The sequence below is a fragment of the Heliomarina baculiformis genome, from assembly GCF_019966545.1.
GTDB classification, from domain to species: Bacteria; Pseudomonadota; Alphaproteobacteria; order Rhodobacterales; family Rhodobacteraceae; genus Heliomarina; species Heliomarina baculiformis.
This window is the reverse complement of sequence record NZ_JAIMIC010000014.1, coordinates 45,961-64,098: the sequence shown is the minus strand read 5'-3', so window position 1 is coordinate 64,098 and position 18,138 is coordinate 45,961. Positions and strand designations below refer to the sequence as shown.

Genomic DNA, 18,138 nt, shown 5'->3' with positions numbered 1-18,138 from the left:
AGCAGGGCCTCCGCTTCGCCATCCGCGAAGGCGGCCGCACCGTCGGCGCCGGCGTGGTGTCGAAAATCGTCGAGTAAATCGGCAGGGCTTTCGCAAGGAAGCGCAAAAATGGGAAATGTCGGCTTGAAAGCCAAGCCGGCCTTTTCCATCTGCTGAATTTCGGGCGGTGACGCCCGAACCCAAAAATTGGTTCGATGAGGGGCGGCGGTGGTCGTCGTTCCTCCTCTCAACTTGAAAAGCCCTTGAAGGGGATTGCTAAATGGCCATCCAAAGCCAAAACATCCGCATTCGGCTCAAGGCGTTTGACTATCGTGTGCTGGACGCGTCCACACAAGAGATCGTCAACACCGCCAAGCGGACCGGCGCCAATGTGCGCGGGCCCATTCCGCTGCCGAACAAGATCGAGAAATTCACCGTTCTGCGTGGTCCCCACGTAGACAAGAAATCCCGTGACCAGTTCGAAATCCGCACGCACAAGCGTCTGCTGGATATCGTCGATCCGACCCCCCAGACCGTGGACGCGCTGATGAAGCTCGACCTCGCCGCTGGCGTGGATGTCGAGATCAAGCTGCAATCGTAAGCGAGGAGGGCAAGAAACATGTTGCGCTCTGGTATTATCGCAAAAAAAGTCGGCATGACCCGGTTGTTCATGGAAGACGGCAAGCAGATCCCTGTGACCGTTCTCCAGCTGGACAAGCTTCAGGTCGTCGCCCAGCGTACCGCTGACAAGGATGGCTACACTGCCGTTCAGCTCGGTGCAGGTACGTCCAAAGCCAAGCGGGTTTCACAGGCGATGCGCGGTCACTTTTCCGCCGCCAAGGTTGAACCCAAGCGGAAAGTCGCGGAATTCCGCGTCGATCCCGACAACCTGATCAACGTCGGTGAGGAAATCACTGCTGACCATTACTTTGCAGGTCAGTACGTCGATGTCGCCGGCACCTCGATCGGTAAAGGTTTCGCCGGTGCCATGAAGCGGCACAACTTCGGCGGTCTGCGGGCCTCGCACGGTGTGTCGATTTCGCACCGTTCGCACGGCTCCACCGGTCAGTGTCAGGATCCGGGCAAGGTCTTCAAAGGCAAGAAGATGGCCGGTCACATGGGCGCCGTGCGCGTCACCACGCAGAACCTCGAAGTCGTGAAAACCGACGCCGAGCGTGGTCTGATCATGGTCAAGGGCGCCGTTCCGGGCTCCAAGGGTGGCTGGGTCACCGTCAAGGACGCGGTCAAGAAGCCGTTCCCCGAGAACGCCATTCTGCCCGCCGCGCTGAAGTCCGCCGCTGAAGAAGCCGCGAAAGCAGCCGAGGAAGCCGCCGCAGCCGCAGCCGCCGAGGCGGAAGCCGAAGCCAAGCGTCTGGCCGAAGAGCAAGCCGCAGCAGAAGCCGAGGCGCTGAAAGCAGCCGAAGCCGACATCGAAGCCGACAAGGCAGAAGATGGCGCGGCCGAGAAGAAGGAAGGCGAAGAATGAAACTCGACGTCATCAAACTGGACGGCGGCGCCGCCGGCAGCGTGGACCTGGACGAAGCTCTCTTCGGCCTGGAACCGCGTGCCGACATCCTGCACCGTGTGGTCCGCTGGCAGCGCAACAACGCGCAGCAGGGCACCCACAAGGTCAAGACCCGCTCGGAAACCAGCTATTCGACCAAGAAGATCTATCGCCAGAAGGGGACCGGCGGCGCTCGCCACGGTGACCGTAACGCGCCGATCTTCCGTAAAGGTGGTATCTACAAGGGCCCGACCCCGCGCAGCCATGGGCATGACCTGCCCAAGAAGTTCCGCAAGCTGGGCCTGCGTCACGCACTGAGCGCCAAGGCGAAAGCCGGCGAGCTGGTCGTGATTGAATCCGCCGAAGCCGAAGGCAAGACCGGTGCACTGGCCAAGCAGATCGCCAGCCTTGGCTGGAAGCGCGCGCTGATCATCGACGGCGCGTCGGTCAACGAAGGTTTCGCCAAGGCGGCCCGCAACATCGAAGGTCTGGACATCCTGCCGACGATGGGCGCCAACGTATATGACATCCTCAAGCGTGATACGCTCGTGATCACCAAAGCGGGTGTCGAAGCACTGGAGGCTCGACTGAAATGAGTGCCAAGGCAGAACATTACGACGTGATCCGCAAGCCGGTCATCACCGAGAAAGCAACCATGGCCTCTGAGGCCAATGCCGTTGTCTTTGAAGTGTCGATCGACAGCAACAAGCCGCAGATCAAAGAGGCCGTCGAGGCTCTCTTTGGTGTCAAGGTGAAGGCCGTCAACACGACCATCACCAAAGGCAAGGCAAAGCGTTTCCGCGGCCAGATGGGCCGCCGGAAAGACGTCAAGAAAGCCTACGTGACCCTTGAAGAGGGCAACACGATCGACGTGACCACCGGTCTGTGATCGTGAGGGCAGGGGAGACCCTGCCAAGCGTTAGAAGTAAGAAAGCCCCTCGCCGGACGGCGGGGGGCTTTTGCGTTGTTTGAGGGGGGGCTCGACTTGGTCGCAAAAGAGGTCCAAGATCCTAATCCTCAACCAGAGAAGCAAGGCGACATTTGCAGTCCTTCTTCCCCTTGCCACCCCCACCCATCCCTGCTAGACGCACCCAATCACGCGGCCCCGGGATTCGTTCCGGGGTCTTGTGCTTATTGAACCTGGGGACCTTCGGGGCCCTGTAACATAGGGTAGTCTGTCAGCGGCGGCCAATTCCAACCGTCCGGCAAGTACCCAATACATAGCTGCCCTACGTCCCCGCGCGGGAAACGACGGCAGCGTTTGCTAAACGGAAGACAGAAAGCATGGCACTCAAGTCGTATAAGCCGACGACGCCGGGCCAGCGCGGGCTGGTGCTGATCGACCGTTCGGAGCTGTGGAAAGGACGCCCCGTCAAATCCCTCACCGAGGGTCTGACGAAGTCGGGCGGCCGGAACAACACCGGACGTATTACATCGCGTCGCCGCGGTGGTGGGGCAAAGCGCCTCTATCGCGTTGTAGATTTCAAGCGGAACAAGTTCGACGTATCGGCCGTCGTTGCACGGATCGAATATGACCCGAACCGGACCGCGTTCATTGCCCTGATCCAGTACGAAGACGGCGAGCAGGCCTATATCCTCGCGCCGCAGCGTCTGGCAGTCGGCGACAAGGTCGTCGCGGGCACCAAGGTCGACATCAAGCCGGGTAACGCGATGCCGTTCTCGGGCATGCCGATCGGTACCATCGTGCACAACATCGAGATGAAGCCCGGCAAGGGTGGCCAGATCGCACGCGCCGCGGGCACCTATGCCCAGTTCGTCGGCCGTGACGGAGGCTACGCCCAGATCCGCCTCTCCTCGGGCGAGCTGCGCATGGTCCGTCAGGAATGCATGGCAACTGTCGGTGCGGTTTCGAACCCCGACAACAGCAACCAGAACTACGGTAAAGCCGGCCGCATGCGCCACAAGGGCATCCGCCCCTCTGTGCGTGGTGTCGTGATGAACCCGATCGACCACCCTCACGGTGGTGGTGAAGGCCGTACCTCTGGTGGTCGTCACCCGGTTACCCCTTGGGGCAAACCGACCAAAGGTGCCAAGACCCGGAACAAGAACAAAGCGTCCAGCAAGCTGATCATCCGCTCGCGGCACGCCAAGAAGAAAGGGCGCTAAGACATGTCTCGCTCTGTTTGGAAAGGTCCTTTTGTCGACGCTTACGTGTTGAAAAAGGCCGAGGCGGCCCGCGAAGGCAGCCGTCACGAAGTCATCAAGATCTGGTCGCGCCGCTCGACGATCCTGCCCCAGTTCGTGGGCCTGACGTTTGGCGTCTACAACGGCAAGAAACACGTTCCTGTCAACGTCACGGAAGACATGATTGGTCAGAAGTTCGGTGAGTATTCGCCGACCCGGACCTATTACGGTCACGCCGCTGACAAAAAAGCGAAGCGGAAATAAGCCATGAGCAAGGACAAAAATCCCCGCCGCGTGGCCGATAACGAAGCAATGGCAAAACTGCGCATGCTCCGTACGTCCCCGCAAAAGCTGAACCTGGTCGCCGCGATGATCCGTGGCAAGAAAGTTGATCGCGCGCTGACCGATCTGACCTTCTCGAAAAAGCGGATCGCCGAGGATGTACGCAAGTGCCTGCAGTCCGCCATCGCGAACGCCGAAAACAACCACAACCTGGACGTGGACGAGCTGATCGTCGCCGAAGCCTATGTTGGCAAGAACATGACCATGAAGCGCGGTCGTCCGCGTGCCCGTGGCCGGTTCGGCAAGATCGTAAAGCCGTTTTCCGAGATCACCATCAAGGTGCGTCAAGTTGAGGAGCAAGCCTAATGGGTAACAAAGTCAATCCGATTGGCATGCGCCTTCAGGTCAACCGCACCTGGGACAGCCGCTGGTATGCCGACACGAAAGATTACGGCGATCTTCTGCTCGAAGACCTGAAGATCCGTGATTTCATCAAGGATGAGTGCAAGCAGGCCGGTATTGCCCGCGTGATCATCGAACGTCCGCACAAGAAGTGCCGCGTCACGATCCACACGGCCCGTCCGGGTGTCATCATTGGCAAGAAAGGCGCAGACATCGAAACGCTGCGCAAGAAGATCGCCAATATGACCGACAGCGAGCTTCACCTGAACATCGTCGAAGTGCGCAAGCCTGAACTCGACGCCGCGCTGGTGGGTGAATCCATCGCGCAGCAGCTCGAGCGTCGTGTGTCCTTCCGTCGCGCGATGAAGCGTGCGGTGCAGAACGCGATGCGCATGGGCGCCCTCGGCATCCGTGTGAACCTCGCCGGTCGTCTCGGCGGTGCGGAAATCGCGCGTACCGAATGGTACCGTGAAGGCCGCGTGCCGCTGCACACCCTGCGTGCGGATATCGATTACGCTCACGTCGAGGCGCAAACCGCCTACGGGATCATCGGGATCAAGACCTGGATCTTCAAAGGCGAGATCATGGAACATGATCCCTCCGCGCGTGAACGCAAGGCACAGGAACTCCAGGACGGTCCGGCCCCGCGTGGCGCCGGTGGCCGCCGCTAAGGAGAAAGAAAGATGCTTCAACCTAAGCGTACAAAATACCGCAAGCAGCACAAAGGCCGCATCAGCGGTCTCGCCAAGGGCGGTTCTGACCTCAACTTCGGGACTTTCGGCCTCAAGGCCCTCCAACCCGAGCGTGTGACGGCACGTCAGATCGAAGCGGCTCGCCGCGCGATGACCCGCCACATGAAACGTCAGGGCCGTGTCTGGATCCGGATTTTCCCGGATACCCCGGTGACCTCCAAGCCGACTGAAGTGCGGATGGGTAAAGGTAAGGGCTCCGTCGATTACTGGGCATGCAAGGTCAAGCCCGGTCGCGTGATGTTCGAACTCGACGGCGTTAACGAAGAAATCGCCCGCGAAGCCCTGCGCCTCGCCGCGATGAAGCTGCCGATCAAGACTCGCGTCGTCGTTCGCGAAGACTGGTAAGCGGTCCGGAGGGAACTCCGATCAGAAACAGGAAACCCCCGTCGTGCAAACGGCGGGGGTTTTTCGTTGTGCCTCGGTCTATGTTCCACCCGGAGCGGATGAACAAAACATGCTGTGGCGCGTTCAACCCAGAGAGGTTGAATTCGGCGGGGAGCCGAGGCCCGACAACAAAAGGAATTAGGCCAATCGAAACTTTTATCGAACCGTCCGCACGCATTCGGAACATCTGGGCGTCGGTCGGCCGCCTGAGAACATTGCGGCGGGGGGCTGACAATGTTCTTTGAACAGCCCCTTGCGGACGGCATTGCCTCCGGCGTCATCCTGGCAACGATCACGGTGTTTTGGGTTATCTTCATCGTGCGGGTCGTTGGCCTTCGCACCTTTTCCAAGATGACGGCTTTCGATTTCGTGGTCACTGTCGCCACCGGCTCGCTCTTGGCAGGGGCAAGTCAATCCTCTGAATGGCCCGCATTTGTTCAATCGCTGGCCGCCATCGCCGCCCTCTTGGGCGTCCAATATATTATGGCCAGGCTCCGCATCGCCTCGAGCACCGTTGAAACCGTGGTCCAGAATGCGCCCGTCCTGCTGATGCGGGATGGTGAAATCTTTGACGATGCGCTGCGCGCGACGCGGGTCGCCAAGGATGATCTGGTCGCCAAGCTCCGCGAGGCTAATGTGCTCGATTATTCCGAAGTCCGGGCCGTAGTGCTTGAGACAACCGGAGATATCTCTGTCCTCCACGGACCGACCTTGCAGGAAAGCCTTCTCGATGGAACGCGACGCGTCCAATAGCCCCGGTCAGGTCACATGCAAAAGGCGCGCGGACGGACGGCATTTCATGCTAATAACAAAGCGGGAATCGGCCAAACCCGGATTTATTACATGAAGAGGCGCGCAGGATGGGACAATTGGCCACCGTCGTTTCCGCGCCTTGATTTTCATCCGTCGAGCGCTTTGGGCGTTCATATTTAAAGCGAAGTTCTGACCGGTGCCTGAGAAGCAAACACTTGGTGTGGCAATCGTTTTATTCAGTAAGCAATTGTTGACACGCGAGCGTCCTTCTCGGCAACTTCAGATAGAAACAGGGGTAAGTGATGAGATTAGTCGGCGTTCTGGCCGTCGTTCTGGCGGCGGTTCTTTGGGGAACAACTGGCACGGTGCAAAGCCTGCTACCCGAGGGTCGCGATCCCCTTGCCGTCGGCGCGCTGAGGCTTCTCGTCGGGTCCATCGCCCTTCTGGCCATTGCCTACGCCCAGAAATACGACATCACCAAGATGCCCGATCTGCCTTGGCCGGGGATCGTCTTTGCCGGTATCGCCATCGGCTTTTACAACCTCCTGTTCTTCTGGGGCGTGACCCTCGCAGGCGTCGGCGTCGGCACCGCCGTCACCATCGGCAGCGCGCCGGTATTTGCCACGCTATATGAATCGCTGCAAAGCAACCGCACACCGAACCGGATGCGCGTCTTCGGGCAGGGAATTTCGATCACCGGGGTCGCCATGCTTTCTACTCTGGGCAGCGGTGACCGACCCTATCTTGGCATCGTGATCGCGCTTCTGGCCGGGGCCTGCTACGCGGCCTATTCGCTTGCCACCAGCCGGATCAGCGACAAGGCTCCTACAACCGTCATCGCGGCCAGCACGTTCAGCATCGCCGCGCTGGTGACGCTGCCGATTCTCGCCTTCGTGCCGCTTGGCTGGGCATTGGATGGCAGCGCGCTGATGGGCATCGCCTTCCTCGGCGTCGCGGCCACCGGTCTGGCCTATGCCTTCTATACCTGGGGTCTGAACTACGTGACCGCCTCGACCGCCGTGACCCTTGCCCTGATGGAGCCGGTCACCGCATGGGTGCTGGCGATCTATATCGTGGGCGAACCGGTCACCTACGAAAGCATGATAGGTGCGGGGCTTGTCCTTGCCGGGCTGGTGACGGTCACCCTGATCCCGGCACGGCGCAAGGTCAGTCCCATCGGTAGTTAAAGCTGACGCTGATCCGCTCGTCCTCCGAGCGGTTCATCGGCACTTCGTGACGTAGCCAGCTTTCCCACAGCAGAACCTCGCCCGGCTCTGGCGCGACATAGATAAAGCTGCGTAATTCCTTGCGCGCATCCTTGCGGCGGGGCGGGGCGGCCATCATCATCGCATGGCGTGGGTCTTCGAACTTGATCGCGCTCGCATCCTCGGGCATCGTCACATAGGTCGTTCCGCTGATCACGCTGTGTGGATGGATATGCGAGCCATGGCTCCCGTCCGGCGCAAGGATATTGATCCAGAGATCGTCCAGCACCAGCTTACGCCCGTCGAGATCGAATTCGAGATCTTCGAGAAAGGCCAATACATGTTGATCCAGCGCCTTGGTCAGATCCTTGAAGATCGGGAACCGCCAGCCAAGATCGGTCAGCGAGGCATAGCTCGTGTAACCGGGATAGCCGTTCTCTTCGCACCAGTCCTGCCCGGCTTCATCATCCTCGGCAATGGACCAGCAAGAGCCTTCCAGCTCTTCGCGGTCGATGGCAGGGCCGAACTCCGACAGGGCGGCGCGGTATAGGCGGGTGGCGAAAAGCGACTCGATCTGTGACATGGGGCTGTGATAGCGCAGGGTCACAGCCAAGGCGAGAGGGCAAAATCGCCAGTAAATGCGGGTTATTTCGCCCGTTTGAAGGCAAATCCCCCGGCAGGGACAGACAGGGGTTGCTTTATGGGCGCTTGGCGTCTAAATGGCCACTTCATCATGAACTCCACTGGAATCACGGTGACCCTCGCGCAGAGGCAAGGGGCCTGCCAGTGATGTTGAAAGGAAGGGCGACATGAACGCCAAGGAACTGAATGACAAGACTCCGGACCAGCTCCGCGAAGAACTTGCCAACCTGAAAAAAGAAAGCTTCAACCTGCGCTTTCAGCAGGCCACCGGCCAGCTCGAAAATCCGGCGCGGATCCGTGCGGCGCGTCGCAACGCTGCCCGCGTGAAGACCATTCTGAACCAGAAAGCCGCAGCCGCGGCGTCGCAAGAATAAGGAGCCGATAGATGCCCAAACGTATTCTGCAAGGCACCGTCACCAGCGACGCCAACGCACAGACCGTAACCGTTTCGGTCGAACGCCGCTTTACACACCCGGTTCTGAAAAAGACCATCCGCCGGTCCAAGAAGTACCGTGCGCATGACGAGAAGAACACCTACAAGACGGGCGATACCGTGCGCATCATCGAATGTGCACCCAAGTCCAAAACGAAACGCTGGGAAGTTCTGGAAGCGTAAGCTTCCCGGATTTTTTCAGTTTGAGCGAAACCCTGGGGCAGAGCGAATGAGAGCCTGTCCCCAAAGGTCGGGAGAAACCATATGATCCAGATGCAGACCAATCTGGATGTTGCTGACAACTCCGGCGCACGCCGAGTTCAGTGCATCAAGGTCCTGGGTGGGTCCAAGCGGAAATACGCGGGTGTCGGCGACATCATCGTAGTATCCGTAAAGGAAGCCATTCCGCGCGGTCGTGTTAAAAAGGGCGATGTCCGTAAGGCCGTCGTCGTTCGCACCGCCAAGGAAGTTCGTCGCGAAGATGGCACCGCCATCCGCTTTGACCGCAACGCCGCCGTTATTCTGAACAATAACAACGAGCCCGTCGGCACCCGTATCTTCGGGCCGGTTGTTCGTGAGCTGCGCGCCAAGAACTTCATGAAAATCATCTCGCTGGCGCCGGAGGTGCTCTGATGGCCGCTAAACTGAAAAAAGGTGACGAAGTCATCGTGCTTGCTGGCAAGGACAAGGGCAAGAAGGGCACTATCCAGTCCGTCGACCCCAAAGCCGGCAAAGCCGTTGTGGAAGGCATCAACGTTGCCATCCGCGCCACCCGTCAAAGCCAGACCAGCCAGGGCGGTCGCATCCCCAAGGCGATGCCGATCCAGCTCTCGAACCTGTCGCTCGTTGACGCAAACGGCAAGCCGACCCGCGTTGGCTTCAAGATCGAAGGCGACAAGAAAGTGCGCTTTGCCAAAACCACGGGGGACGTGATCGATGCTTGATTCTGAAAACTACACCCCGCGTCTGCGTACGGTCTTCAACGACACCATCAAGGCGGCGATGAAGGAAGAGTTCGGTTACTCGAACGACATGATGATCCCGCGCCTGGACAAGATCGTCCTGAACATCGGCGCTGGCGCCGAAGCTGTTCGCGACACCAAAAAGGTGAAATCGGCTCAGGAAGATCTGACCGCGATCGCCGGTCAGCAGGCCGTCGTCACCAAGGCAAAGAAATCGATCGCCGGTTTCCGCGTCCGTGAAGATATGCCGCTTGGCACCAAGGTGACCCTCCGTGGTGACCGGATGTACGAATTCCTCGATCGCCTGATCACCGTTGCAATGCCCCGTATCCGCGACTTCCGCGGCGTTTCGGGCAAGAGCTTCGATGGTCGCGGCAACTATGCCATGGGCATCAAGGAACATATCGTCTTCCCCGAAATCAACTTCGACAAGGTCGACGAAGTCTGGGGCATGGACGTCATCATCACCACCACGGCAAAGACCGACGCCGAAGCAAAGGCGCTGTTGAAGCATTTCAACATGCCCTTCAATTCGTAAGCGCGGGAAGGATTAGACATGGCTAAGAAAGCAATGATCGAACGCGAAAAGAAGCGCGAACGCCTGGTGGAGAAATATGCCGCCAAGCGCGCCGAGCTGAAAGCGATCGTGAACGACGAAAGCAAACCGATGGAAGAGCGTTTCCGCGCGTCCCTCAAGCTGGCGAAACTGCCGCGCAACAGCTCTGCTGTGCGTCTGCACAACCGCTGCCAGCTCACCGGCCGTCCGCACGCCTACTATCGCAAACTGAAAATCAGCCGTATCGCGCTTCGCGACCTCGGTTCGTCGGGGCAGATCCCCGGCCTCGTGAAATCGAGCTGGTAAGGGAGGGCATAAGATGAACGATCCTATCGCAGATATGCTCACCCGTATCCGGAACTCGCAGCTTCGCGGCAAGTCGACGGTTATGACACCGGCGTCCAAACTGCGCGCCTGGGTTCTGGACGTGCTGAAAGACGAAGGCTACATCCGCGGCTACGAAGAGACGACCGGCAAAGACGGTCATCCGGCGCTGGAAATCAGCCTCAAGTATTACGAAGGCATCCCTGTCATTCGCGAGCTCAAGCGGGTTTCGACCCCCGGCCGCCGCGTTTACATGGGCGTCAAGGACATCCCGCAGGTTCGTCAGGGCCTTGGTGTGTCGATTGTCTCCACACCCAAAGGTGTGATGTCGGATGCAGCCGCACGCGAAGCCAATGTTGGCGGCGAAGTGCTCTGCACCGTATTCTAAGGAGGTCTGAATGTCTCGTATTGGTAAAAAACCGGTCGAGCTCCCCAGCGGCGTAACTGCTTCTGTTTCGGGCCAGACCGTCGAAGTGAAAGGCCCCAAGGGCGCCCGGACCTTCAAGGCAACCGACGATATCGCGATTTCGGTCGAAGATAACGTCATCACCGTGACTCCGCGCGGCAAATCCAAGCGCGCGCGTCAGCAGTGGGGCATGTCCCGCACGATGATCGCCAACCTGGTGACCGGCGTCACCAACGGCTTCAAGCGCGAGCTTGAAATCAACGGTGTTGGTTATCGTGCCCAGATGCAGGGAAATACCCTCAAGCTGAACCTCGGCCTGTCGCATGACGTGGACTTCACGGCGCCCGATGGCGTGACCGTGACCGCGCCCAAGCAGACCGAGATCGTGGTCGAAGGTATCGATGAGCAGCTCGTTGGTCAGGTCGCAGCGAATATCCGCGCCTGGCGTGCTCCCGAGCCCTACAAGGGCAAAGGGATCAAGTACAAGGACGAGTATATCTTCCGCAAGGAAGGCAAGAAGAAGTAAGGACCAGTCAGATGGCAAACAGCAAAAGACAACTGTTTCTGAAGCGCCGCCTGCGCGTCCGGAACAAGCTTCGCAAAGTGAACGCAGGACGTCTTCGTCTTTCTGTTCACCGTTCGAGCAAGAACATCAGCGTCCAGCTGATCGACGATGTGAAAGGTGTCACGCTCGCGTCGGCATCCACGTTGGAAAAAGATCTGGGCGTTGTGGGCAAGAACAACGTGGAAGCGGCCGCCAAGGTCGGTTCTGCAATCGCCGAGCGCGCCAAAAAGGCGGGCGTGGAAGAAGCCTATTTCGACCGTGGCGGTTTCCTCTTTCATGGCAAGGTGAAGGCTCTGGCCGACGCTGCGCGTGAAGGCGGGCTGAAGATCTAAGTGCAGACGGTCCTTCGGGGCCGTCTCGATGATCCGGGAGAGGGGCGCATGGCGCCCCAATCTCACCAGGATTGAATGCATATGGCGCGCAGGCAGCGGGCCGAATGAAAGGAAGCCTTATGGCAAGAGATGACAACCGTGGCGGTAACCGCCGCAACCAGCGTGAGGAAGCCCCTGAATTCGCGGACCGCCTCGTCGCGATCAACCGCGTGTCCAAGACCGTCAAGGGTGGTAAGCGCTTTGGCTTCGCCGCACTCGTCGTTGTAGGCGATCAGAAAGGCCGTGTCGGCTTTGGCAAAGGCAAGGCGAAAGAGGTCCCCGAGGCCATTCGCAAGGCAACCGAGCAGGCCAAGCGCCAGATGATCCGCGTGCAGCTGCGCGAAGGCCGCACCCTGCACCACGACATGGAAGGCCGTCATGGCGCCGGTAAGGTCGTCATGCGCACCGCACCGGAAGGTACCGGTATCATCGCCGGTGGTCCGATGCGTGCCGTGTTCGAGATGCTGGGCGTCAAGGACGTTGTGTCCAAGTCGATCGGTTCGCAGAACCCCTATAACATGATCCGCGCCACCATGGACGGTCTGCAGAAAGAAGCGAGCCCGCGCTCGGTTGCGCAGCGTCGTGGGAAGAAAGTGTCCGACATCCTGCCCAAGCGTGATGACGCGCCGCAGGCGTCGGCACAGGTCGCTGAGGAGGCTTGAGAAACATGGCTAAGACCATCGTCGTAAAACAGATCGGTTCGCCGATCCGCCGTCCCGCCAAGCAGCGCCAGACGCTGATCGGGCTGGGCCTGAACAAGATGCACAAGACCCGCGAACTCGAAGACACCCCTGCCGTGCGCGGCATGGTGAACTCGATCCCGCACATGGTCGAAATCATCGAAGAGCGCGACTAAGCCTTTTCGCTCCGTGTAAGTATCTAAACGCCCCCGGAAATCTCCGGGGGCGTTTTTCGTTGTCAGGTGGGGGCCGCGGGGCAGGGGGCATGAACCATGCTGCAGGTGCATAACGGGCCTTCGCTTCTGTCAGTTGTTAGCGCAACCAAATCTCCTTATCTCACGGTCAAGACAAGGAACCAAAGCTGACAAGAGCCGCGGAAAACCGTCCCGGCTAGAGACAAGGACAAGGACAAAGACACATGGCACACGCACTGACCGCCAACACGATCACCTTTCCCATCATCGCCCGCCTGCGCGGCACCATCGAAAACTTCCGTGCTGACCGCGCGCTGCGTCGCGAGTATGACGCCACCTGCGCCCAGCTCATGGCGATGAGCGATCGCGATCTGAAAGATATAAACATACGCCGCGGCGATATCGCCGACATCGTGCGCAAGCACGTCTACGGCGCCTGATCCATCCAAATTGCCCGGCTTCCAACTCCTCCCTCCCTGGAATGCCGGTGCTTCGGGAATGTCCTCGCTCCTAATCTCCTCCCTCAAGGGGGCAGGGGCATCTCCCTCCCAAAATCAGACAGTATCGCTGACCCATTCATGCAGGACGCGCATAGCGGCCAGACCGAAACGGAAATTGTTAGCGCGCCCACCGCAGCCTATGCTGCATCGCAGAATTTATCGACGGCCCGGTGCGACAGGTAAGACGCCGGTGCCCAGACAGACAGGAACAAGATCATGACCACCATTACCCGCACCGCCATCGCCGCCCCGTCCTTTGCTGACCGTTTCCGGGCGCTCGTCGACACGTTCAAAGTCGCTCAGGCGCGTCGCGCCATTTACAAGCGGACGCTGAACGAGCTGCACAGCCTCAGCGCGCGCGATCTTGGCGATCTGGGGATCTCGCGCAACAACCTGCGCGCCATCGCCTACCAGGCTGCCTATGAGGGCGAGACCCGCCTGAACGGCCGCGCCTGATCCCTCCGCCCGCAAGGGCGGTACTCTTCCTTGTTAACCAGTGAGACCTCCTGTCCCCGGCAGGGGGGCTTGTTTTTGGAGGTGTCCGCATACCGTGTTGGTCGGCTATGCGGAACGAAGTGGGCTTTGAAACTTACGCAGTAAGCTTCCTTTGAAGTCGACGCAGCATATTTCTAACAATGAACTTGTGAGCTATTCCCACGGGTATCATGTACGCCGTGCCAAACAAGTTATGCACGGTCACCGAGGACGTGATGGAGATCTCGTTCCCTTGTGCCGACACGCAGGTCATCACATCAAGATGCCGATCTCGTTCCGTTAGAACCAACGTCTTGTCGTCGCTGTGTTCGACCAAGAAGAAGTCCAGATAGTCTCCTGCGCGGACAGTATCTTTTGAAGTGCCGGAGAACCCGCCAATGGACTTCACGCCAAACCTTCTCGAAACAATATCGCGTAGTTTTGAATGCCAGTTTCAATAGAGGCTGCGGGTCTTCCATGATCAGATTCCACGCCTGCAAAGGCGAGATTTCGCGCAACAAGCTCACGGTTTGGCTGTCAAAATAGTCAAGTGTGTCCAAAGGAGCCAGAATGAGGATGTTATTGTTTGCCACGCTAATCATCAGACCAGCTTAGCCGCGTTGCAGCATTTTGCAACATGGACTACAAGCTGACGTTCGCCGCTCGAAACACAGAGTCCACCCGTGTCCAGGCTCGCGAAGGTCGGCTATGCGGACGAATCGGGCTTTCGCTGCAAAGGCTCGATGTGTGCCGCGATTGCGAGGGGTCTTGCCAGAAGGGCGGGGAGCTGACGTTCGCTGCGGAGACAATCCGATTGATCGGCAATGATGTAAGCCGCCATTCAGAACTGACCGCGCTAGGTGGTTCAGTAACACTGCATGACGGCATCATGCCCCATTCTTGAAATATGGCATGGTGCGCGTCAGTCGGCTTCGACCTCATAGGTGCGAGTGCAGCAGGAGTTCGATTTGGATCGACACCCCGGTCGCTTCGGAGCTCTGAAACCTAGTATAGATGCTGTTGCAGCGATCAACCAGTTCGCCAGCCCGCGCCCGGGTACTCGTACTTGACGACAGCGACCTGTTTCGGCAAGGCTATTTCCCTGCATGCGTCTATCAACGTGGATTGTCTTGGGGGACCTCAAGCACCGTGTCGGCATGCATTTGTATCACTCAGTCTTGCACGAGGCCTGCGCAATCTGAAATATAGTTGTCAAGTCCCTTCCCGGGCATGTAGGGAAGGAGAGACGAGGGAGACGAAATGGCACGTGGCGAACTGATGAAAAAGCTCCTAACGAGCTACGGTCGGGATGACAAATTCCGCACCGTAGTCGAGCAGATCATCGGTGAAGAGGAGCGCAAAGGCAATCGAGTGCTCGCGGGCTCCTTGCGCAAGTCTCTCGAACGCCTCGGTGAAGGTGCGAGCCAAAAGGCTCCTACGAATAAACTCCTGCCCTTCCCCGACGAAGCCCGCGATTTCATCCAACGAGTGGAGCCACAGCGCACACCTTCTGAGCTTCACCTGTCGCTGGAAAATACTGAACTTTTCGCCGGTATCATCCGCGAATTCCGGCAGGCCGACCGGCTTCGCCGCCATGGGCTCGAAGTGCGCTCTAAGCTTCTTTTCTGCGGCCCGCCTGGCACGGGCAAGACCATGTGCGCAGAGGTGTTCGCCGGTGAGTTGGGACTACCCTTCTTTCATGTGCGTCTCGACAGCCTCGTGTCGTCATACCTAGGTGAGACCGCCACCAACATCCGCAAGACCTTCGAATTCGCACGGCGCCAACCGTGTGTCCTCTTTTTCGATGAGTTTGACGCACTGGCGCGCTCGCGGGAAGAGGCGTCCGAGACCGGCGAGTTGCGCCGTGTGGTTAACAGTCTTCTGATGTTCATTGAGCAGATCGAACCCGGTGGATTTCTCATCGCGGCGACGAACCTTGCGGGCCAGCTTGATCAAGCGATTTGGCGAAGGTTCGATGAGGTAGTCTGGTTCGACCTACCCGACGCGCGGATGATCGAAGCATATCTGCGCCATGCGTTCCGCAACGTGGCAACATCCATCGAACCGGCTTCCTATGTCGACCGCCTGGCGGGTAGTTCCTACGCGGAGCTGGCTCGAATTACCCAACAAGCGATTAAGCTGTCGATACTTGATGGCAACACGGGCCTGACAGACGGCCACTTGCGCTCGGCCCTTCGCAATTCCGAGCGCCGACGCGCAAGGAATTGCCTAGGCAGTGCGAGCGCCACTTCCGTGTAGGGATGCGGAGATGGCCCAGCTCGACCACCTGCAACTGATCCGTGCCCGTGTGCCGATCGCACGCCGTAAAACTGGCGGCGGTAGCGCCCCGCCCGGACGGGGGGACGGTCATGGCGGCACCCTCCAAACGGAGACCAGAACTGCGGTGGCGGAGCAACAAGCTGCAAAGCCAGCCGCTTTCGTCGACCCTTCTCTACTACTTCGCGTACGCGTTGATGGGCACATCGCCGAAAGCGATTGGGAAAGGCTTGGCCTCGCGGTGGTCTCCAGCGATGCGGATCGCACAGTGCTGCTATTCTCTTCGACAGGCGACCTAACTGAGTTCATCAACCGCCTTAGCAAGTTCGACGAACCGCCAGCCAACCCGGATCAGAAAAATCCGAACTACGCTGGCCTCGTAGGGCGAATTGATAGTGTTGGAGGGCTCTCCCCGCGGGATCGCCTCGGGCCGAAGATAAAGGCGGACGGGTTTACCGAAGCGGAAGACCTTCAAGATGATGCTCAGCACATAGTCGACATCGAACTCTGGGAGTTCGGGACGCGGGCGCAGCGCGAAGCGAAGGTAGCGGAGATTGAGCGCTTCCTGATCGCCCAAGGCGGGGCCGTTCACGACAACTATATCGGACCTTCCATCACCGTAATGCGCGTGGAAGCGACCGGGCGCGGGCTCAGACCTCTTCTCGGCGTGCCCGAGATCGCTTTACTTGACCTCCCCCCGCAGCCGGATCTTGAAGCCCCGCCACTGGTGGCTATGGATGCGGGCGCAGTGCCCCCTGTCCTCGAACCGCCGGAGGGTACGCCAGTTATCGGCGTCCTCGATAGTGGCGTGAATGACCATCCCCTTCTGAATGGGCTTGTCGTTGGTCGTCACGTCGGCGAGGGCATTACGGGCGTTGCTGACGTTTGGGGGCACGGCACATCTGTAGCAGGAGCTGCGCTCTTCGGCGACCTACGCGACGCGATTCCGTCGGGTTCCTTGGAGCCTGTTGGACGGCTGGCTGTGGCTAAGGTAGTGGGCGACGACGGCCGATTCCCGGAACGCCGCACGGTGCCACGGGTAATGGATACTGCAATTCGCACGTTACATGCGGACCTGGGCTGTAGGCTGTTCGTACTATCTCTTGGCGATGCCAATGCGAACCTTGCCCAGGGTCGCGTTGGCCCTTGGGCCGCCACACTCGACGCGCTCGCTCGCGAACTCGACGTATTAATTGTCGTCTCGGCTGGTAATCGGGGGCGGCCAAGACCCTTCATGGCGGCCACATCCGAGGAATTAGTAACAGTATATCCGACCTACCTGCTCGAGCCTGAAAACCGGTTGGCCGAACCTGCGGGTGCCGCAAACGTCATTACGGTAGGCTCTGTGGCGGGAGGGACAGGCCTCGACCATCGGCATACACACGATGTAAATGTACGACCTATTACGCACGAATGGGGCGAACCATCGCCCTTCACACGCGTCGGTCCTGGGGCAGGCGGCGTTCGAAAGCCTGACCTCGTCGATCTCGGCGGCACAGCGGTCTTCGATGTGCCCTCGGTCAGCTTGGCAGGCGCACCGCGCCTGCCCGCAGCCGGGGTGATCACTCTAAATCATCGCTACACGGAACAGTTCCTCACCGCCGCCGCGGGCACATCCTTCGCGGCGCCGCTGTTGATCCACAAAGCCGCGCGCCTGTTGCGTCGCATGCCCGATGCGTCTGCCAACCTCTTGCGAGCGCTCCTCGTGGGCGCGGCGCGCTCGCCCGATGCCTTTGACCGACGGTTGGCCGCGATGACCTCTGTCGAACGCGTCAGGATCGGAGGCAATGGGGTTGTTGATCCCAGCCGCGCTGCCTACTCGGATGATCACCGTGTTGTTCTCTACGCCGAGGACGCCTTGGAGATGGATCAATTTGCGGTATACCGCCTACCCATCCCACCTGAGTTTGCAACCGGCGGTGACCGTACGATCCGGGTCTCCCTTGCATACGACCCGCCAGTCCGCCGTACCCGTAATGACTATCTCGGTACCAAGATGGATTTCCGCCTACTGCGCGGCATCGATGAGGCACAGCTCTTTGAGCATTTCCGCGATAGAGACAAGGCTTCGGAGGGGGCTGCGCCAGCTGTGCCAGGGAGGTTTCAGTGTAAGCTACAACCCGGGTCGGACGAGCGCGCAAACAATACGCTTCAGACGGCATCCATAACCTTCAAACGTGATACGGATGAGTATGGAGAGATATACTATCTCGTCGTGCGGTGCCTGTCACACTGGGCGGTGGACCAAGTTTTTGACCAGCGGTTCGCTGTTGTCGTGGAACTTGAGCATCAACCGGAGGTCAGAATTTACAACCGTGTTCGTGAGCGTGTTCAGGTGCGAGTCTAAG

29 protein-coding genes are annotated in these 18,138 nt (G+C 59.3%); 27 read left to right on the top strand and 2 right to left on the bottom strand.

Going from position 1 to position 18,138, the window contains the following annotated elements; translation table 11 throughout:
* The 12 genes from MF268_RS25505 to MF268_RS22600 form a co-directional block, all read left to right on the top strand.
* On the top strand, window positions 1-77 hold a 77-nt coding region (locus MF268_RS25505; protein WP_238373293.1), incomplete at its 5' end, for an EF-Tu C-terminal domain-related protein.
* Window positions 78-265: 188 nt separating this feature from the next.
* Window positions 266-580, top strand: a complete 315-nt coding sequence (gene rpsJ / locus MF268_RS22650; protein ID WP_008756422.1) for a 30S ribosomal protein S10 — start codon at window positions 266-268, stop codon at window positions 578-580.
* A gap of 18 nt (window positions 581-598) precedes the next feature.
* On the top strand, window positions 599-1,465 hold the full coding sequence (gene rplC / locus MF268_RS22645) for a 50S ribosomal protein L3 (RefSeq protein WP_238373052.1): 867 nt from the start codon (window positions 599-601) through the stop codon (window positions 1,463-1,465).
* On the top strand, window positions 1,462-2,079 hold the full coding sequence (gene rplD, locus MF268_RS22640; protein WP_088635281.1) for a 50S ribosomal protein L4: 618 nt from the start codon (window positions 1,462-1,464) through the stop codon (window positions 2,077-2,079). Before rplC ends, rplD begins: the two co-directional genes overlap by 4 nt.
* Window positions 2,076-2,372, top strand: coding sequence for a 50S ribosomal protein L23 (locus tag MF268_RS22635; RefSeq protein ID WP_238373051.1), 297 nt, complete (start codon window positions 2,076-2,078; stop codon window positions 2,370-2,372). Before rplD ends, MF268_RS22635 begins: the two co-directional genes overlap by 4 nt.
* A 395-nt stretch (window positions 2,373-2,767) precedes the next feature.
* Complete coding sequence (rplB, locus tag MF268_RS22630) at window positions 2,768-3,610, top strand: 50S ribosomal protein L2 (protein WP_088635284.1); 843 nt, start codon at window positions 2,768-2,770, stop codon at window positions 3,608-3,610.
* A gap of 3 nt (window positions 3,611-3,613) precedes the next feature.
* Window positions 3,614-3,892, top strand: a complete 279-nt coding sequence (gene rpsS / locus MF268_RS22625; protein WP_238373050.1) for a 30S ribosomal protein S19 — start codon at window positions 3,614-3,616, stop codon at window positions 3,890-3,892.
* A 3-nt stretch (window positions 3,893-3,895) separates the two neighbouring features.
* The gene (rplV, locus tag MF268_RS22620) at window positions 3,896-4,276 is read left to right on the top strand and encodes a 50S ribosomal protein L22 (RefSeq protein ID WP_088635286.1); all 381 of its coding nucleotides are present in this window, start codon (window positions 3,896-3,898) and stop codon (window positions 4,274-4,276) included.
* Complete coding sequence (rpsC, locus tag MF268_RS22615; RefSeq protein WP_088635287.1) at window positions 4,276-4,983, top strand: 30S ribosomal protein S3; 708 nt, start codon at window positions 4,276-4,278, stop codon at window positions 4,981-4,983. Before rplV ends, rpsC begins: the two co-directional genes overlap by 1 nt.
* 12 nt (window positions 4,984-4,995) lie before the next feature.
* A complete protein-coding gene (gene rplP, locus MF268_RS22610) occupies window positions 4,996-5,409 on the top strand; it encodes a 50S ribosomal protein L16 (RefSeq protein ID WP_238373049.1) in 414 nt (137 codons plus the stop codon).
* A 273-nt stretch (window positions 5,410-5,682) separates the two neighbouring features.
* On the top strand, window positions 5,683-6,201 hold the full coding sequence (locus MF268_RS22605; RefSeq protein WP_238373048.1) for a DUF421 domain-containing protein: 519 nt from the start codon (window positions 5,683-5,685) through the stop codon (window positions 6,199-6,201).
* 302 nt (window positions 6,202-6,503) lie between these two features.
* Window positions 6,504-7,388, top strand: coding sequence for a DMT family transporter (locus tag MF268_RS22600; protein ID WP_238373047.1), 885 nt, complete (start codon window positions 6,504-6,506; stop codon window positions 7,386-7,388).
* On the opposite strand, the gene MF268_RS22595 is transcribed toward MF268_RS22600, so the two are convergent.
* Window positions 7,369-7,989 (bottom strand): 2OG-Fe(II) oxygenase family protein, encoded by a 621-nt coding sequence (locus MF268_RS22595; protein ID WP_238373046.1) that lies wholly within the window; start codon window positions 7,987-7,989, stop codon window positions 7,369-7,371. The genes MF268_RS22600 and MF268_RS22595 overlap by 20 nt on opposite strands.
* 226 nt (window positions 7,990-8,215) lie before the next feature.
* Here MF268_RS22595 and rpmC point away from each other — a divergent pair, with 226 nt between their 5' ends.
* From rpmC to MF268_RS22530, 13 genes are all read left to right on the top strand, one after another.
* The gene (gene rpmC / locus MF268_RS22590) at window positions 8,216-8,422 is read left to right on the top strand and encodes a 50S ribosomal protein L29 (RefSeq protein WP_238373045.1); all 207 of its coding nucleotides are present in this window, start codon (window positions 8,216-8,218) and stop codon (window positions 8,420-8,422) included.
* An 11-nt stretch (window positions 8,423-8,433) separates the two neighbouring features.
* The gene (gene rpsQ, locus MF268_RS22585; RefSeq protein ID WP_088635292.1) at window positions 8,434-8,664 is read left to right on the top strand and encodes a 30S ribosomal protein S17; all 231 of its coding nucleotides are present in this window, start codon (window positions 8,434-8,436) and stop codon (window positions 8,662-8,664) included.
* An 81-nt stretch (window positions 8,665-8,745) separates the two neighbouring features.
* Entirely contained in the window at window positions 8,746-9,114 is a 369-nt protein-coding gene (gene rplN / locus MF268_RS22580; RefSeq protein ID WP_088635293.1) for a 50S ribosomal protein L14, read from the top strand.
* Window positions 9,114-9,425, top strand: coding sequence for a 50S ribosomal protein L24 (rplX, locus tag MF268_RS22575; RefSeq protein ID WP_238373044.1), 312 nt, complete (start codon window positions 9,114-9,116; stop codon window positions 9,423-9,425). Before rplN ends, rplX begins: the two co-directional genes overlap by 1 nt.
* Window positions 9,418-9,981: a 50S ribosomal protein L5 gene (gene rplE, locus MF268_RS22570; RefSeq protein WP_088635295.1), complete on the top strand. Its 564-nt coding sequence runs from the start codon at window positions 9,418-9,420 to the stop codon at window positions 9,979-9,981. The genes rplX and rplE overlap by 8 nt, the downstream gene beginning before the upstream one ends.
* An 18-nt stretch (window positions 9,982-9,999) precedes the next feature.
* Window positions 10,000-10,305 (top strand): 30S ribosomal protein S14, encoded by a 306-nt coding sequence (gene rpsN, locus MF268_RS22565; protein ID WP_238373043.1) that lies wholly within the window; start codon window positions 10,000-10,002, stop codon window positions 10,303-10,305.
* Window positions 10,306-10,318: 13 nt separating this feature from the next.
* Window positions 10,319-10,711 carry a 30S ribosomal protein S8 gene (gene rpsH, locus MF268_RS22560; RefSeq protein ID WP_238373042.1) on the top strand — a complete coding sequence of 131 codons (393 nt, stop codon included), beginning with the start codon at window positions 10,319-10,321 and terminating at the stop codon, window positions 10,709-10,711.
* A gap of 10 nt (window positions 10,712-10,721) precedes the next feature.
* Entirely contained in the window at window positions 10,722-11,255 is a 534-nt protein-coding gene (gene rplF, locus MF268_RS22555) for a 50S ribosomal protein L6 (RefSeq protein ID WP_238373041.1), read from the top strand.
* A gap of 11 nt (window positions 11,256-11,266) precedes the next feature.
* Window positions 11,267-11,626 carry a 50S ribosomal protein L18 gene (rplR, locus tag MF268_RS22550; RefSeq protein ID WP_088635299.1) on the top strand — a complete coding sequence of 120 codons (360 nt, stop codon included), beginning with the start codon at window positions 11,267-11,269 and terminating at the stop codon, window positions 11,624-11,626.
* A gap of 119 nt (window positions 11,627-11,745) precedes the next feature.
* Window positions 11,746-12,327: a 30S ribosomal protein S5 gene (gene rpsE / locus MF268_RS22545; RefSeq protein ID WP_088635300.1), complete on the top strand. Its 582-nt coding sequence runs from the start codon at window positions 11,746-11,748 to the stop codon at window positions 12,325-12,327.
* A gap of 5 nt (window positions 12,328-12,332) precedes the next feature.
* Window positions 12,333-12,521: a 50S ribosomal protein L30 gene (rpmD, locus tag MF268_RS22540; protein ID WP_088635301.1), complete on the top strand. Its 189-nt coding sequence runs from the start codon at window positions 12,333-12,335 to the stop codon at window positions 12,519-12,521.
* A 242-nt stretch (window positions 12,522-12,763) separates the two neighbouring features.
* On the top strand, window positions 12,764-12,979 hold the full coding sequence (locus MF268_RS22535) for a DUF1127 domain-containing protein (protein WP_238373040.1): 216 nt from the start codon (window positions 12,764-12,766) through the stop codon (window positions 12,977-12,979).
* Between the two features lie 276 nt (window positions 12,980-13,255).
* Window positions 13,256-13,495, top strand: a complete 240-nt coding sequence (locus MF268_RS22530) for a YjiS-like domain-containing protein (protein ID WP_238373039.1) — start codon at window positions 13,256-13,258, stop codon at window positions 13,493-13,495.
* A gap of 133 nt (window positions 13,496-13,628) precedes the next feature.
* Here the strand turns inward: MF268_RS22530 and MF268_RS22525 are convergent, their stop codons facing one another.
* Window positions 13,629-13,922 carry a DUF2867 domain-containing protein gene (locus MF268_RS22525; RefSeq protein WP_238373038.1) on the bottom strand — a complete coding sequence of 98 codons (294 nt, stop codon included), beginning with the start codon at window positions 13,920-13,922 and terminating at the stop codon, window positions 13,629-13,631.
* 851 nt (window positions 13,923-14,773) lie between these two features.
* On the opposite strand from MF268_RS22525, the gene MF268_RS22520 reads away from it, so the two are divergent.
* Both MF268_RS22520 and MF268_RS22515 read left to right on the top strand, forming a co-directional pair.
* Entirely contained in the window at window positions 14,774-15,772 is a 999-nt protein-coding gene (locus tag MF268_RS22520) for an AAA family ATPase (protein ID WP_238373037.1), read from the top strand.
* 10 nt (window positions 15,773-15,782) lie between these two features.
* Window positions 15,783-18,137 (top strand): S8 family peptidase, encoded by a 2,355-nt coding sequence (locus MF268_RS22515; RefSeq protein ID WP_238373036.1) that lies wholly within the window; start codon window positions 15,783-15,785, stop codon window positions 18,135-18,137.
* Window position 18,138: the final 1 nt, after the last annotated feature.